Origin of the sequence: Streptomyces hokutonensis (assembly GCF_000376565.1) — a bacterium.
GTDB lineage: Bacteria > Actinomycetota > Actinomycetes > Streptomycetales > Streptomycetaceae > Streptomyces > Streptomyces hokutonensis.
The window spans coordinates 207,829-221,871 of the sequence record NZ_BARG01000031.1; the positions used below are offsets into that span (position 1 = coordinate 207,829).

Annotated in this window: 12 protein-coding genes; 6 read left to right on the plus strand and 6 right to left on the minus strand. The window is 70.2% G+C overall.

What is annotated here, in order from left to right; genetic code table 11:
• The first annotated feature begins 271 nt into the window (after positions 1-271).
• Positions 272-922: a chaplin gene (locus tag SSP08S_RS18480; RefSeq protein WP_019069097.1), complete on the plus strand. Its 651-nt coding sequence runs from the start codon at positions 272-274 to the stop codon at positions 920-922.
• Positions 923-1,002: 80 nt separating this feature from the next.
• Here the strand turns inward: SSP08S_RS18480 and SSP08S_RS18485 are convergent, their stop codons facing one another.
• Both SSP08S_RS18485 and SSP08S_RS18490 read right to left on the minus strand, forming a co-directional pair.
• Entirely contained in the window at positions 1,003-1,521 is a 519-nt protein-coding gene (locus SSP08S_RS18485) for a GNAT family N-acetyltransferase (protein WP_019069098.1), read from the minus strand.
• A 25-nt stretch (positions 1,522-1,546) separates the two neighbouring features.
• On the minus strand, positions 1,547-2,476 hold the full coding sequence (locus SSP08S_RS18490; protein WP_019069099.1) for a LysR family transcriptional regulator: 930 nt from the start codon (positions 2,474-2,476) through the stop codon (positions 1,547-1,549).
• 177 nt (positions 2,477-2,653) lie between these two features.
• Here SSP08S_RS18490 and SSP08S_RS18495 point away from each other — a divergent pair, with 177 nt between their 5' ends.
• The 3 genes from SSP08S_RS18495 (at position 2,654) to SSP08S_RS55505 (ending at position 5,298) form a co-directional block, all read left to right on the plus strand.
• Positions 2,654-3,553, plus strand: a complete 900-nt coding sequence (locus tag SSP08S_RS18495; RefSeq protein WP_019069100.1) for an SDR family oxidoreductase — start codon at positions 2,654-2,656, stop codon at positions 3,551-3,553.
• A gap of 92 nt (positions 3,554-3,645) precedes the next feature.
• Complete coding sequence (locus SSP08S_RS18500) at positions 3,646-4,422, plus strand: GNAT family N-acetyltransferase (protein ID WP_019069101.1); 777 nt, start codon at positions 3,646-3,648, stop codon at positions 4,420-4,422.
• 57 nt (positions 4,423-4,479) lie between these two features.
• A complete protein-coding gene (locus SSP08S_RS55505) occupies positions 4,480-5,298 on the plus strand; it encodes an NAD-dependent epimerase/dehydratase family protein (RefSeq protein ID WP_245607903.1) in 819 nt (272 codons plus the stop codon).
• Between the two features lie 126 nt (positions 5,299-5,424).
• Here the strand turns inward: SSP08S_RS55505 and SSP08S_RS18510 are convergent, their stop codons facing one another.
• Both SSP08S_RS18510 and SSP08S_RS18515 read right to left on the minus strand, forming a co-directional pair.
• Positions 5,425-6,306, minus strand: coding sequence for a GNAT family N-acetyltransferase (locus SSP08S_RS18510; protein ID WP_019069103.1), 882 nt, complete (start codon positions 6,304-6,306; stop codon positions 5,425-5,427).
• A 101-nt stretch (positions 6,307-6,407) separates the two neighbouring features.
• A complete protein-coding gene (locus SSP08S_RS18515; protein WP_019069104.1) occupies positions 6,408-6,671 on the minus strand; it encodes a GlsB/YeaQ/YmgE family stress response membrane protein in 264 nt (87 codons plus the stop codon).
• Between the two features lie 229 nt (positions 6,672-6,900).
• Between SSP08S_RS18515 and SSP08S_RS18520 the strand changes: the two genes are divergently transcribed.
• Complete coding sequence (locus SSP08S_RS18520; protein WP_019069105.1) at positions 6,901-8,328, plus strand: hypothetical protein; 1,428 nt, start codon at positions 6,901-6,903, stop codon at positions 8,326-8,328.
• Positions 8,329-8,379: 51 nt separating this feature from the next.
• Here SSP08S_RS18520 and SSP08S_RS18525 read toward each other — a convergent pair whose 3' ends face one another.
• Positions 8,380-11,091, minus strand: a complete 2,712-nt coding sequence (locus SSP08S_RS18525) for a glycoside hydrolase family 2 protein (protein WP_019069106.1) — start codon at positions 11,089-11,091, stop codon at positions 8,380-8,382.
• 171 nt (positions 11,092-11,262) lie between these two features.
• Positions 11,263-12,447, minus strand: a complete 1,185-nt coding sequence (locus tag SSP08S_RS18530; RefSeq protein WP_026178610.1) for an ROK family protein — start codon at positions 12,445-12,447, stop codon at positions 11,263-11,265.
• Between the two features lie 141 nt (positions 12,448-12,588).
• Between SSP08S_RS18530 and SSP08S_RS18535 the strand changes: the two genes are divergently transcribed.
• Positions 12,589-14,037, plus strand: coding sequence for an APC family permease (locus tag SSP08S_RS18535; RefSeq protein WP_019069108.1), 1,449 nt, complete (start codon positions 12,589-12,591; stop codon positions 14,035-14,037).
• The last annotated feature ends 6 nt before the right edge of the window (positions 14,038-14,043 follow it).

Consider the following 14,043-nt stretch of genomic DNA (forward strand, 5'->3'; position numbering starts at 1 on the left):
GCCCGCCTCCCGGCGGGCGGAACGGTCATCTGTGCCGTATTCTGCGCCCCTTCAATAGGCATAAGGGGTTTTCCGACAAATGGTTTTCCGGTTGACCCGGGGTGTCGGGGGGGTGTTGTTACGAGTAGTTCGATAACCGTGACGCTCGATGGAGTGAAAGGCCGATAAGCCATAACTCGGATGGTGCGCCCACGTTTTATTCGGTGCGGGTGACAGCCCGCGACCAAGTCTGGAAGGCAGGGAGCCTATGAAACGGGTTACCCGAAACGGGATGATCGTCGTCGCCGCCGCGTCCGGTGCGATGGCCGCCGCGCTGCCGGCGTTCGCCGACTCCGCCGCGGACGGCTCGGCGGCCGGTTCGCCGGGTGTGGTCTCCGGCAACACGATTCAGCTCCCGGTGCATGTGCCGGTGAACGTGTGCGGGAACACCGTGAACGTGGTGGGGCTGCTCAATCCGGCCGCGGGCAACAGCTGCGCCGATGAAGGCGGCGGCGCGAAGAGCCCCGCCGGGCCACGCGGAGGAGCCTCGGCACACGGCGGCGCAAAGGATTCGCCCGGTGTGCTGACCGGAAACGGAGTACAGCTCCCGATCCATCTCCCGGTGAATGTCACCGGCAATTCCGTGAATGTCGTGGGCGTCGCCAATCCCGTCGTGGGCAACCACTCGGAGAACACCTCCGGCGACCACCCCCACCACCCGGCGCGGCCGACGCCCGAGCCGCCGGCACCGACTCCGGCGCCGGCGAAGCCGCACCCGGCACCCGCCACGGAGGTGCGGGGGCATCCCGCCCCGCCCGCCGCCGCGGCCTCACTGGCCCACACGGGCACGGACGACCTGTTCCCGGCCGCCGCCGCGAGCGCGGCGCTCATCCTGGGCGGCGCCGCCCTGTACCGGCGTTCCCGCCCCGGGGCGGGCCGCTGACCCCGAGCACCGCGCCGGACGGAAGGCCCCACCGGGCAGGCGACCGGTGGGGCCTCCGCCGTTCGAACTGCCTCGATGGATCAGGGGAGTTCGCCGCGCAGGATGCTGTACCGCACCCCGTCCCGCCACCGCCCGTCCCGGTACGCGACGCTGCGCAGGACGCCCTCCCGGGTGAACCCGGCCTTCTCCAGGGCGCGTTGCTCGGCGATGTTCTCCGCCTCCGTGTCCGCCTCGACGCGCATCACCAGGGTGTGCGCGAACAGATAGCGCACCAACTGCCGTTGCGCCTCGGTCCCGACACCCTGTCCGCGCGCCTCGGGCAGCAGGGTGATGCCCATGTTCCAGTAGTGGCAGTTCGGCGTCGTGGTGACCTTCCGCCAGGCGACGAACCCCACGGGCTTCTCCGCCCGGAGCACCATCAGATACGACCGGTCACCGCCGAGCAGACGATCCTCGGACCACTGCCGCCGCCAGCGCCGGACATCGCTCCAGCCGTACCACTGGAACTCCGACGCGGCCTCCGGGTCGCCGAGGAAGCGCTCCATGACGGCCAGGCCGGCTTCGTCCACCGGTCGCAGCGCGATGTGGTCCAAGGTCATGCGGGACAAGCGTAGAGGGCCTCAACTAGTGGGCGCCGTCCGGGTGTTCCCCGGAATCGGACGGAGCCTTGAGGAGTGCGTGGGCCGCCTTCCGGAACGCGGACAGCAGCCGGTTGTGCTCGCCGGCCCGGGTCGCGAGGGCGACATGACTCGGCTCGACGCCGTGCAGGGGGATCGCGACGATGTCGGGGCGGATCGTCTGCCCGGGGCGGACGCCGGCCGCGATGGCCACGGCCCGTCCGTCGGCCACGAACTCGAACTTGTCCTCCAGGGCCCGGACGACCGGACCACCGGGCGCCGGCCGGCCGTCGGGCCGGGGATCGATCCGCCAGAACGCGGCCCACGCCGGGTCCGCGCCCGGGATCTGCGGCACGGGCTCGTCGGCGATGTCGTCCACCGTCACGGACTCCTTGCCGGCCAGGCGGTGATCGAGCGGCACGAGCAGAACGCGCGGCTCGTCGTAGAGGATCGTCACCTCCAACTCGTCGGTGGAGAACGGCAGTCGGGCCACCACTACGTCCACCCGCCGCTCGAACAGGGCCGCGCGTACGTCGTCGTAGGCCAGATGTACGACGTGCACATCGGCGTCCGGATGCCGGCGCCGGACCTCGCGCACCGCCGGGGTCACGAACAGGTTCGCCATGTATCCGACGGTGAGACGGCTGGGCTCCGCGGCGGCGCGGGTCTCGGCGGCGGCCTGGGCGGTGGCGCGCAACAGCCCCTTGGCGCGCGGCAGAAAGACCTCCCCGGCCTCGGTGAGCCGAGTGCCCTGCGGGGTGCGGTCCAGCAGCCGGGCACCCAACTGCTCCTCCAGCCGCCGGACTTGACGGCTCAGGGAGGGCTGGGTGATGTGCAGGGCCTCGGCGGCACGACCGAAGTGACGCTGCTCGGCGACGGCGATGAAGTACCGCACGAGCCGCAGTTCGAGATCGGGCGCGGGAGGGAGGTCCGTCATGCCTCAAGCGTACTGCGCGAACCGCTGCCCATCTCGCCGAAAGGGTTGCTGATCAGCTGTGATGCCTGATCAGCATTGCCTCATGCGAAACAAGCTTTGGACCCTGGATCGGTGTCCTGACCACGATGGAAGCACAGCACCACCCAGTTCGACACCCATCCATCGAAGGAACGCAGCATGCGTGTATTCGTCACCGGCGCGACCGGATTCATCGGCTCCGCCGTGGTCCGTGAACTGCTCGACGCAGGGCACACGGTCACCGGTCTGGCCCGCTCCGACGCGTCCGCCGAGGCGCTGACGGCCGTGGGCGCCGCCGTGCACCGGGGTTCGCTCGACGACCTCGACAGCCTGCGCCGCGGCGCCGAGGCGGCGGACGGGGTCTGCCATCTGGCGTTCATCCACGACTTCACCGACTTCGCCGCGAACTGCGCCACCGACCTGCGCGCGATCGAGGCGATCGGCGAGGTGCTCGCGGGCACCGACAAGCCTTTCGTGGTGACCTCGGGCACCCCCGGGCTCGACCAGGGGCGGGTGGCCACGGAGGAGGACAGGGTCGACCCGGAGTCCTTCTCGGCGATTCGGCAGCCCTCCGAGATCGCGGCGGTCGCGCTCGCGGAGCGCGGGGTACGGTCCTCGGTCGTCCGGCTGCCCCGGTCCGTGCACGGCACGGGCGACAAGGGATTCGTCGCGGGGCTGATCGCCGTCGCCCGCCAGAAGGGCGTGTCGGCGTACGTCGGCGACGGCACCAACCGGTGGCCCGCCGTGCATCGCCTCGACGCGGCCCGGCTGTACCTGTGGGCCCTGGAGTCGGCCCCGGCGGGCGCGCAGTACCACGCGGTCGGCGACGAGGGGCTGCCGCTCAGGGAGATCGCGGAGATCATCGCCGCTCGTCTCGACGTCCCGACGGGCAGCGTGACACCCGAAGAAGCGGTCGCGCACTTCGGCTTCCTGGGCCTCGTCGCCTCGCTGGACTGCCCGGCGTCGAGCACGCTGACGCAGAAGCAGACGGGGTGGCAGCCGGTGGAGGTGGGTCTGCTCGCCGACCTCGAAGCGGGCCACTACTTCGACGTGAAGTAAGTGGAGTAGGAAGAAGGGCTCCCGCCAGCGGCGCCACGCCCCCGGCGCGTAATTCCGTTGCCGGGTGCGTCCGAGGATGTTGAAGTGGACGCATGGATCATGCCGAGGTGCTCGCCCTCCACGACCGCGACCTGCGCGAACGCGCCCAACCCAACGAGCCGGGTGCCCGTGTGGAGCGGACCGGGGGAGTGGTGCGCCAGGTCGCAGGCGCGGACGGCTGGAACGGCATCCTGTGGACGGACCTGGACGAGACCGACGCCGACGCGGCGATCGCCGAACAGATCGCGTACTTCACCGGACTCGGCCGCGACTTCGAGTGGAAGCTCTACGGCCACGATCTGCCGACCGATCTCGGACAGCGGCTGACGGCGGCCGGGTTCACCCCCGAACCGCAGGAGACCCTGATGATCGGCGAGATCGCCGCACTCGCCCTCGACGCCGAACTGCCGGACGGCATCCGCGTGTTGCCCGCCACCGACCGCGCGGGCGTCGACCTCGTGGCGGACGTCCACGAGAAGGCCTTCGGCACGGACAGCTCCCGGCTGCGCTCCAGCCTGCTCGCCCAGCTCGCCGCGGACCCGGACACGGTCGTCGCCGTCGTCGCCCTCGCCGGGGACGAACCGGTGAGCGCGGCGCGGATGGAGCTCGTGCCCGGCACCCAGTTCGCCGGCCTGTGGGGCGGCGGCACGGTGGAGAGCTGGCGGGGCCGAGGCATCTACCGCGCCCTGGTCGCCCACCGCACCCGCATCGCGGCCGACCGCGGCTACCGCTACATCCAGGTCGACGCCTCCGACCAGAGCCGCCCCATCCTCGAACGCCTCGGCCTCGCCCCGCTCACCACGACCACGCCGTACGTGTACGAGCCGTAGAACCGCAGCTCAGCGGCGGGATGTCACATCCGCGCCGACCCGATCCGTCGCATCGGCATGACGACGAATCCGAGCAATCAGAGCCGGCAGAACATCCTCGTCGCGGGCGCCAGTGGCGTTCTGGGCAGGCACATCACCAAGGCCCTCGCCGATGCCGGCCACAAGGTCACCGGCCTCGGCCGGGGACCCGGCAACGGCATCAGCGCCGACCTCATGGACCGCGACGGACTGCTCCGCGCGGTCGACGGCCACCACTTCGACACGGTCGTCCACGCCGCGACCGCCCTGCGCAAAGCACCCCTGCGCCACCGCGACATGCACGCCACCAACGCCCTCCGCATCGAGGGCACCGCCCACCTCGTCGAGGCCGCCCGGGCCACCGGCGCCCGCCGGTTCATCGCCGAATCGATGGTCTTCGGCTACGGCTACGGGGACTTCGGCCCCCGCCCGCTCACCGAGGACGACCCCTTCGGCCCGCGCGGCACCACACCGGAGCTGGAGAAGCACATCGAGGGCATGCGCACCAAGGAACAACTCACCTTCACGGCACCGGACCTGGAGGGCATCGCCCTGCGCTTCGGCCTCTTCTACGGCCCCGGCGGCACCGACGCCATCCTCCCCATGCTGCGCAAGCGCCAACTCCCCGCTCCCGACGACCACGGCCGGTCCTGCCCTGGGTGGAACTCACCGACGCGGCCCGCGCGGTGGCCGCCGCCGTCGAACACGGGCGCCCGGGGCAGGCGTACAACATCACCGACCGCACCCCGCTCGGCTTCCGCGCCCATCTGCTGTGCGTGGCACGGGAGTTCGGGCTGCCGAAGCCGATCGCGCTGCCGCTGTGGACGGTCCGTCCGATGGGCTACGCGCACACGATGATGACGAGCAGCCAGCGTGTCTCCAGCGCGAAGGCCGAACGCGAACTGGGCTGGACGCCCGCCTACCCGTCCAGCCTCGACGGCCTCGCCGCGCTGCGCGCCGCACGCTGATCTGTGGGGGCGATGCCTACAGGTCGAGCTGGTACTCCACCGCCCGATGTGTCGGCAGATAGCCGAGCGCGTCGTTCACCGCACGCATGGGCGCGTTGCCGTCCGCCGTGTCCGTGAGCAACCCGGCCAGCAGCGGGTGGAGTTGACGCGCCCGCTGGATCGAGGCGGCCTTCATCCAGTGGGCGAGACCGCGGCCACGGTGGGCGGGCAGTACGGCCGTTCCGTAGTGCTGCGCGTCGCCGCGTCCGTCGCCCGGCACGACCAGTTCGGAGAAGCCGACGACCCGGCCGTCGGTGGTGTCCACGGCGGCGACGGTGTGCAGGAGTTCCCCGCGGCGCGCGACCGCCTCGGCCGCCGCGACCAGTCGTTCCACATCCCATGCGACGGTGCCGTAGTCGGTGTCCTGCATCGGCATGTCGTCCATCGCGCTGCGCGACTCGGCGTAGGAACGGGCGAGTTGGGCCGGAACCGTGCCGTGCCATTCCGTCAACTCGTAGCCGGGGTGCGGGCGTTGGGCATGCTTGCCGATCACCGTGAGATCCGCGTCGGCCAGTGACAGTCGGGCGTACGTCAGGGTCAGTACCGGACGGAAGCCGCGGGCCGGCAGGAACTCGTCCGCGGGTGAACCCTGTTGGGTCTGGGTGACGATCGAGCGCCGGCCCTCCGCCCGGGCGGCGGTTGTCGCGGCCTCCAACAACCGGGTGCCGATGCCCTGTCGACGCTCGGCGGGGTGGACCGAGAGCTCCAGTTCACCGAGATGCGCCTGCCCCTCCTTGAGGAACAGGCGCAGCGAAGCCGACCCGACGGGTACGCCGTCGCCGTCCTGGGCGAGCCAGACGAGACGACGGCTCGACGGGCCGGACTCCGGATCGACGAGCGGGATGACGCGTGGTGACAAGAGTTCTCCGGGAGGGATACGCGAAGCACGGGACCGGGCGGCGGGCTCGCAGTAGCTTGCCGCCGCCGGGTCTCACCCGCAACGCAATTCCCGTCCCCCGCTCAGCGGCGCACCCTCGTCCGGTCCAGCGCGGCGATGCCCACGGCCGCCAGGCCGATCTGGATGAGCCACTCGATCCAGTCGATGCCCTTCGTGTCGGCGACCCCCAGGCCAGAAGCGATCGCCGCGCCGAGCAGCGCGGCCACGATGCCGACCACGATCGTCAGCACGACGCCGATGTGCTGACGCCCCGGAACGACGAGCCGTCCCAGCACGCCAATGATGATGCCGATGATGATGGCACTGATGATGCCCGAGATCTCCATCTCCGCCCCTCTTTGTCGATGTCCTCGCTCTCACCTTGTGCCCGCTGCGGGCTCGGCCACTCCGCCGAGTTCTGTCGGCTGTTATTGCCACGACTTTCTGTTCACGACCCCTTCATGCCATGTACCTTTCAATCGTTCAACGCGTGTAGAAGTCCCCCACTACCGTTCTACGCGCGCAGATCAGGCGCCCGCACCGCACCTTTCCCATCCCCTCACGGAGGTTCGCCGGATGCTTGGATCCAGAAGATCCCGCCGCAGACTCACCACCGCCCTCGCCGGCCTGGGACTTTTCGTCACGGGGGCGGCCCTCCAGGTCACCACGACGGCCACGCCCGCGCACGCGGCCACCACCCACCGCATCCTGTTCGACGACGGCCACGCCGAGGAGGCGGGCAACGCGGACTGGATCATCTCCACCAGCAAGCCCGACCCGCTGGCCCAGGACTCCTCCCCGTCCGCCGAGACCGACTGGACCGGGGCGCTCTCCTCGTGGGGCGTCGCCCTGCAGAAGACCGGCAGCTACAGCCTGAAGACCGCCACCAGCGCGCTCACGTACGGCGGTTCGTCGACGACCGACCTGTCGAACTTCGACACGCTGGTCCTGCCCGAGCCCAACACGCTGTTCACGACGGCCGAGAAGACCGCGATCATGACGTTCGTCCAGAACGGCGGCGGCCTGTTCATGATCTCCGACCACACCGGCGCCGACCGCAACAGCGACGGCGAGGACGCGGTCGAGATCCTCAACGACCTGATGACCAACAACAGCGTCGACTCGACCGACCCGTTCGGCTTCTCCATCGACACCCTCGACATCAGCTCCGGCTACCCCGCCGCGATCAGCGACAGCAGCAACGCGGTCCTGAACGGCGCCTTCGGCACGGTCACCAAGAGCCTGATCGCCGACGGCACCACGGCCACGCTCAAGCCCGCCGACAACGCGAACGTCAAGGGCCTTGTGTACCGCAGCGGTTACTCCGGCAACACCGGCGCGTTCTTCGCGACCAGTACCTTCGGCAGCGGCCGCGTCGCCTTCTGGGGCGACAGCTCGCCCATCGACGACGGCACCGGCCAGTCCGGCAACACGCTCTACGACGGCTGGAACGACACCGGCGCCACCAATGCCGCCCTCGCCCTCAACGCCACCGCGTGGCTGGCCGGCGACGGCAGCACCGGCGGCGGAGGTGGCGGAGGCGGTGGCACCTGCACCGCCGCGCAGCTGCTCGGCAACCCGGGCTTCGAGTCCGGCAACACCACCTGGACCGCCAGCAGCGGTGTCATCACCAACTCCAGCAGCGAGGCCGCCCGCACCGGCTCCTACAAGGCCTGGCTCGACGGCTACGGATCGGCCCACACCGACACCCTGTCCCAGTCGGTGACCATCCCGTCCGGCTGCTCCGCGACCCTCAGCTTCTATCTGCACGTGGACACCGCGGAGACCACCACCAGCACCGCCTACGACAAGCTGACGGTCACCGCCGGATCCACCACCCTGGCCACGTACTCGAACCTGAACGCGGCCTCCGGATACGTCCTGAAGTCCTTCGACGTCTCCTCCCTGGCCGGCACCACCGCCACGATCAAGTTCAGCGGCGTCGAAGGGTCCACCCTCCAGACGTCGTTCGTCATCGACGACACCGCGCTCAACGTCAGCTGACGACGACCGGTGGGGCCCGGCGGCGGCCGGGCCCCACGGGTTTTCAGGTGTTCACGCCGCCGGGACGGTCAGTTCCGGTGTGTTCCAGCCGGAGACCCGCACCCGGGGCGCGGACCCGTGCAGTTCGGACGTCCGGTAGGTCACCGTCAGCGTCTTCGACTCCCCGGGCCACAGGCTCACTTCGTTGTCGGACCACGTCACCGGAAGCACCGGCTTGCCCGCCGAGTCCACGAGATGGACGTCGGTGAGGAGTGAAGGAGTCCTCCCCTTCCCGGAGTTGCGCACCGTGACCGTCGTGGTCGAGGTGCCGTCCTTGCCCGCTGCGGTCGACGCCGTCGCCGAAACCGGCACCTGCGCCATCGAGTTGAGCCCCTTGAGATCGGCGTAGCTCGTCGTCGGCGTGTAGTACCAGTCGGTGTGCGCCCAGTCGAGCGTGTCGGGCTCGGCGGAGAGCCAGTACACGTTCCGGCTCACCTCTTTGCCGGACGCGTCGCTCAGCGTCAGCCGCACCAGGTACGTCGTCGACAGTCCGGCCACCGACGAGGGCAGGGTGAGCGCGGTGCTGTGCGCGCCGCCGCCGGAGACCGTCACCCCGGCCACCTGCTTGTCGTACTTCTGCGTGCCGTCCGTGTTGAACAGCGTTGCCCGCGCCGTGAGTTGCGAGACGGACGCGTTCCGGTTGTTCACCACCACGACCGAGCGGTTGTCGTAGGAGTACTGGATGTGCAGCGGTTCGTTCGCCTTCTTCGCGCCGAAGTAGGCGCCGCCCTGGTCGAGGTAACGGTCCATCAACTGCCAGTGCAGGGAGGTCCAGCCGCTGTTGAACATCCAGTAGACGACTCCGGTCGCCGGCTTCGAGGCGTCGGTGGCGTTGCGCTCGTACGCCTCGAACTGGGCGCGCACGTTCTCGTACTGGGCGAGCTGGGCCTTGCGGACGTAGTCGGTGAGGCTCGTCGGCGGTCCGTAGCGGCCGGTGAGAGCGTTGTCGTAGAGCTTGAGGGTGTTGAAGACCGGGGACGGGGAGCGGTGGTACTGCTTGGCGCCCGGGTCCTTCCAGAGGGTGGCCAGTTCGGCCGGGGTCATCATGCGGCGCAGGGTGTCGAGGGTGGGGATGTCGGGGCCCGCGCTGGTCTCGGAGTTGAAGCCGGTGGCGCCGCCCTCGCGCTTGGCGTACCAGTAGTCGGGCGGGATCCAGTCGTACGGGCCGGTCATCTTCATGCCCGAACTGCCGCTGACGGGTGAGGAGTTGTCGGAGGCGGCGGCGACCGCCGGGGTCTTCCAGTCGGCCGCCTTCAGCGCGTCGAGATAGGTCTTCTCGATTGTCGCGTCGGGGGCGAAGTCGCTGCCGATGAGGAACGAGATCACGCTCGGGTGGTCGCGCAGCCGGGCGGCCTCGGCGGCCATCGACGCCTTGGCGACCGGATAGTCGGCGGCGGTCCACTTGTCGCCGGTCTCGTCGCCGTTGACCTGGCCCTCCCACTTGTCGCAGCACTCCCAGCCGGGGAGGGTGAGGATGCCGTAGCGGTCGGCCAGGTCGAAGAACTCGTCCGGCTCGATGTGCCCTTCCAGGCGGATGGTGTTCAGGCCCAGGTCGAGGGCGTACTTCAGGCGGTCCTCGACGTAGGTCCGGTCCCAGCGCAAGAACTCGTCCGGCGACCAACCGCCGCCCTTGATCAGCAACTTGCGGCCGTTGATCCGGTACTGGCGGGCGCCGTCGGGGTTCAGCGGGGCCTGGACGTCGCGGATGCCGAAGGTCTGGTGCGCGGTGTCGGAGGGGGTGCCGTTGACGGAGGCGGTGAGGTCGAGGCCGTAGAGCGGCTGGCCGCCCATGCCGGCCGGCCACCACACCTTCGGGGAGTCCAGGCGGACGGCGAAGGTGACGGTCTTCGTCTGGTGTGCGGCGAGGGAGACGGTCGTGGCGAAGGTCCTGCTGTCGATGCTGCCGCCGACCTGCGCGGTGACGGGCGCGTTCGTGTCGTTGCGTGCCTGCGCCTTGACCGTGAGGTCGGCGGTGGCGAGCGACGGGACGGCCAGTTCGGTCACCACATGTGCGTCGCGCAGGGCGACCGGGCCGCCGCGACGGACGAGGACGTCACGGACGATGCCCATGTTCTGGTCGGGCGGCGGCTGGAGCCAGTCGATCCAGCCCATGGTGAGGTTCTTGTTCGGGTCGTTCGGCCGAATGCGGAAGGCGACCGTGTTCGTGCCGGAGCGGACGAGCGAGGTGACGTCCAACTCGTGTTGTGTGTAGGCGCCGTTGACGTCGGCGGACTTGGCGATCTGCTTGCCGTTGACGTAGACGTCGGCCGCCGAGATCACCCCGCTGAAGTCGAGGTAGGTGCGCCGGGTGAGGTCCGAGACCGTGAAGTCGCTGCGGTACCACCACGGGACCTCGAAGGCGGCCTTCGGGATCTTCCGCTGGTTGGTCGAGTAGAAGGGGTCGGCGTACACGCCGTCGGCGATCAGGGCCGCGAGGACCGTCGAGCGCGCGCCGGCCGGGTACCAGCCGGTCGCCCGATAGCCGGGGGAGGAGACGGCCGCGGGGGAGTCGGTGACCTTGGCGGACGACTGGATCGCGTAGCCGGACAGCGGGGTGGCGCTTCCGGCGGTCGGGCGTACGGCGGTCACGGGGGCCCGGGTGGGCGACGGCTCCCGGGCTCCCGCCCACGCGCTGGTGGTGAGGGTGCCGAGCAGGCCGAGGGCCACGGCGGCCGTGGTGAGACGGCTTCCGAGCAGTGGGGGGACGGCGGGGCGGTGGAACACGGGGACTCCAGCCTCGTCAAGTTAGGAAACTTTACTAACTGCGACAGAAGGTAGGCCGGACGATGGGGCGTGTCAATCACCGCTGCCCGTGGGTGAGTTGTCCAGGACGCCGGGCGGTGCTGGTGGGGGAAGCTGTTCGGGACGCCGAATGGTGCTGGCGGGCGAAGGCGTTCAGGACGCCGAACGGCGCTCGAAGACGAGGTCCCGGGCCGTGCCCAGCGCGGTGGCCACCGCGCCCAGCAGCACCGCGTCCTCGCCCAGCGCGCTCGGCACGATCTTCGGCCGCAGCGGAGTGAGGGCGCGCAGGTTCTCCCGCACCGGACGGAGCAGCAGATCCACGCTGTGCCCGACCCCGCCGCCCAGGACGACCAGGTCCGGATCGAGCACCGCCGCGGCGGCGGCCACCGTGTGCGCGATCCGCTCGCCCTCCAGCTCAACTGCCTTGACGGCCGCGGGATTTCCCTGCCGGGCCGCGTCGAACACGGCCTTCGCGGTGAGCTGCTGCCCGGTCATGCCGAACATCCGGGCCGCCTCGACGACGGCCACCCCGGAGACCGCGTCCTCCAGCGTCTCCGGCTTCTGCTGCCCCGGCCACGGCAGGAACCCGATCTCCCCGGCCCCGCCGTGCGCCCCCGTGAACAGCCGCCCCTCGCTGACCACACCCATGCCGAGCCCGGTGCCGATCATGATGTAGGCGAACAGCCGGCTGCCCGCGCCGACGCCGTACGTGTACTCGCCCAGCGCCGCGAGATTGGCGTCGTTGTGCACCTCCAGCGGGACGCCCAGGTCCTCCCGCATCCGGTCGAACAGCCCCGCCCGGCCCCAGCCCGGCAGATGCATCGCGTACCGCACCCGCCGCCGCTGTTCGTCGTACACACCCGGCGTTCCGACCACGGCGTGCACCACCGCGGCCGGTGCGACCTCGGAGTTCGCGACGACCTGGTGCGCGGTGGCGACCACCAGCTCGGCCATCGCGCCCGAGCTGCGCGCCCGGTTGCGGACGTCGGCGCGGGCCACCACCTCGCCGTCCAGATTGGCCACCGCGACCCGCAGCCAGCTGCGCCCGACGTCGATCCCGAGCGCGTAGCCGGCGGCCGGATCGGGGGCGTAGAGGACGGCGGTCCGGCCGCGCTCGGGGGCGCGGGTGCCGACCTCGTGGACCAGGCCCGCCTCCGCGAGGGCGGCGAGCGCGCTGGAGACCGTCGGCTTCGACAGGCCTGTCTCGCGGGCGAGTTGGGCGCGCGAGGCGGCACCGGAGGTGCGCAGGCGGTCGAGCAGCAGCCGCGCGTTCGTACTGCGCAGCCGCTGACGGCTCCACGGCTGGTCCGGTCGGTCCACGGCGTCACTGGCGGGCATCGCATCATTCTCCGGCATCCGGGACAGCCTCTTGACGAGTCTAGTAAGGCTCCTTAACTTTATCGCCCAGTCAGCCACCGGATACCGGCCCGCACGCCGCACCCCGCTTCCCCCGAGTCACGCACCCCCTCAGGAGCCCCCATGTCCGGTAGTCCGCCCCCAGAAGGCGGCTTCGTCCGTCGCGTCGGCCTCTTCCAGGCCACCGCCATCAACATGAGCCAGATGTGCGGCATCGGGCCGTTCGTGACCATCCCGCTCATGGTCGCCGCGTTCGGCGGCCCGCAGGCGGTGATCGGCTTCGTCGCGGGCGCGATCCTCGCCCTCGCCGACGGGCTCGTCTGGGCCGAGCTGGGCGCCGCGATGCCCGGCTCCGGCGGCAGCTACGTCTATCTCCGCCAGGCCTTCCAGTACCGCACCGGCCGGCTGATGCCGTTCCTGTTCGTCTGGACCGCGATGCTCTTCATCCCGCTGATCATGTCGACCGGCGTGGTCGGCTTCGTGCAGTATCTCGGCTATCTGGCACCGGACTTGGGCAAGACGTCGGGCGACCTCATCGGCCTCGGAGTGATCGCGCTGGTGATCCTGCTCCTCTGGCGGGGTATCGAGAACATCGCCCGCATCACCGCCGTGATGTGGACCGTGATGATCGCCTCGGTGTTCCTGGTGATCCTGGCCGCCGCCACCCACTTCAGCGCCGACCTCGCCTTCACCTACCCGGCACACGCCTTCGACCTGGGCAGCAACACCTTCTGGCTCGGCTTCGCCGGCGGCCTGACCATCGGCATCTACGACTACCTCGGCTACAACACCACCGCCTACATGGGCGCCGAGATCAAGGACCCCGGCCGCACCCTGCCGCGCTCCATCCTGTTCTCCATCGTCGGCATCATGGCGATCTACCTCATGCTCCAGATCGGCACCCTCGGCGTCATCGACTGGCAGCGGATGACCCACGCGAACGACATCGCCTCCACCTCGGTGGCCTCGGCGGTCCTGGAGAAGACCTGGGGCAAGGGCGCCGCCGACACGGTCACCGTCCTGATCCTGATCACCGCCTTCGCCTCGGTCTTCACGGGCCTGCTCGGCGGCTCCCGGGTGCCCTACGACGCGGCCCGCGAACGCGTCTTCTTCCGCCCCTACGCCAAGCTCCACCCCAAACACCGCTTCCCGATGCTGGGCCTGGCCACCATGGGCGTGATCACGGCGATCGGCTTCCTCATCGGCCGCCACACCGACCTCGCGACCCTGATCCAGCTCCTCACCACGGTCATGGTCATCGTCCAGGCGCTGGCCCAGATCATCGCGCTGACGGTCCTGCGCAAACGCCAGCCGACCCTCCGCCGCCCCTACCGCATGTGGCTCTACCCCGTGCCGAGCATCGTCGCCTTCGTCGGCTGGTGCGTGATCTACGGCTACGCCGACAAGAACTCCCCGGGCCGCCACCCCATCGAGTGGTCCCTCGCCTGGCTCGCCCTCGGCTGCGTCGCGTTCGTCGTCTGGGCCCGCTTCGAGAAGGTGTGGCCGTTCGGCCCGAAGGAGATCACGGAGGAGTACCTCACGGAGACCGTGCCCGAACCCGCCGCTCCCTGACGGCTG

Excerpts from the sequence above, each read along its gene's own strand:
- SSP08S_RS18480 (WP_019069097.1), top strand. The coding sequence starts at position 272 with ATGATCGTCGTCGCCGCCGCGTCCGGTGCGATGGCCGCCGCGCTGCCG.
- SSP08S_RS18485 (WP_019069098.1), bottom strand. The coding sequence starts at position 1,521 with ATGACCTTGGACCACATCGCGCTGCGACCGGTGGACGAAGCCGGCCTG.
- SSP08S_RS18490 (WP_019069099.1), bottom strand. The coding sequence starts at position 2,476 with ATGACGGACCTCCCTCCCGCGCCCGATCTCGAACTGCGGCTCGTGCGG.
- SSP08S_RS18495 (WP_019069100.1), top strand. The coding sequence starts at position 2,654 with ATGCGTGTATTCGTCACCGGCGCGACCGGATTCATCGGCTCCGCCGTG.
- SSP08S_RS18500 (WP_019069101.1), top strand. The coding sequence starts at position 3,646 with ATGGATCATGCCGAGGTGCTCGCCCTCCACGACCGCGACCTGCGCGAA.
- SSP08S_RS55505 (WP_245607903.1), top strand. The coding sequence starts at position 4,480 with ATGACGACGAATCCGAGCAATCAGAGCCGGCAGAACATCCTCGTCGCG.
- SSP08S_RS18515 (WP_019069104.1), bottom strand. The coding sequence starts at position 6,671 with ATGGAGATCTCGGGCATCATCAGTGCCATCATCATCGGCATCATCATT.
- SSP08S_RS18520 (WP_019069105.1), top strand. The coding sequence starts at position 6,901 with ATGCTTGGATCCAGAAGATCCCGCCGCAGACTCACCACCGCCCTCGCC.
- SSP08S_RS18530 (WP_026178610.1), bottom strand. The coding sequence starts at position 12,447 with ATGCCCGCCAGTGACGCCGTGGACCGACCGGACCAGCCGTGGAGCCGT.
- SSP08S_RS18535 (WP_019069108.1), top strand. The coding sequence starts at position 12,589 with ATGTCCGGTAGTCCGCCCCCAGAAGGCGGCTTCGTCCGTCGCGTCGGC.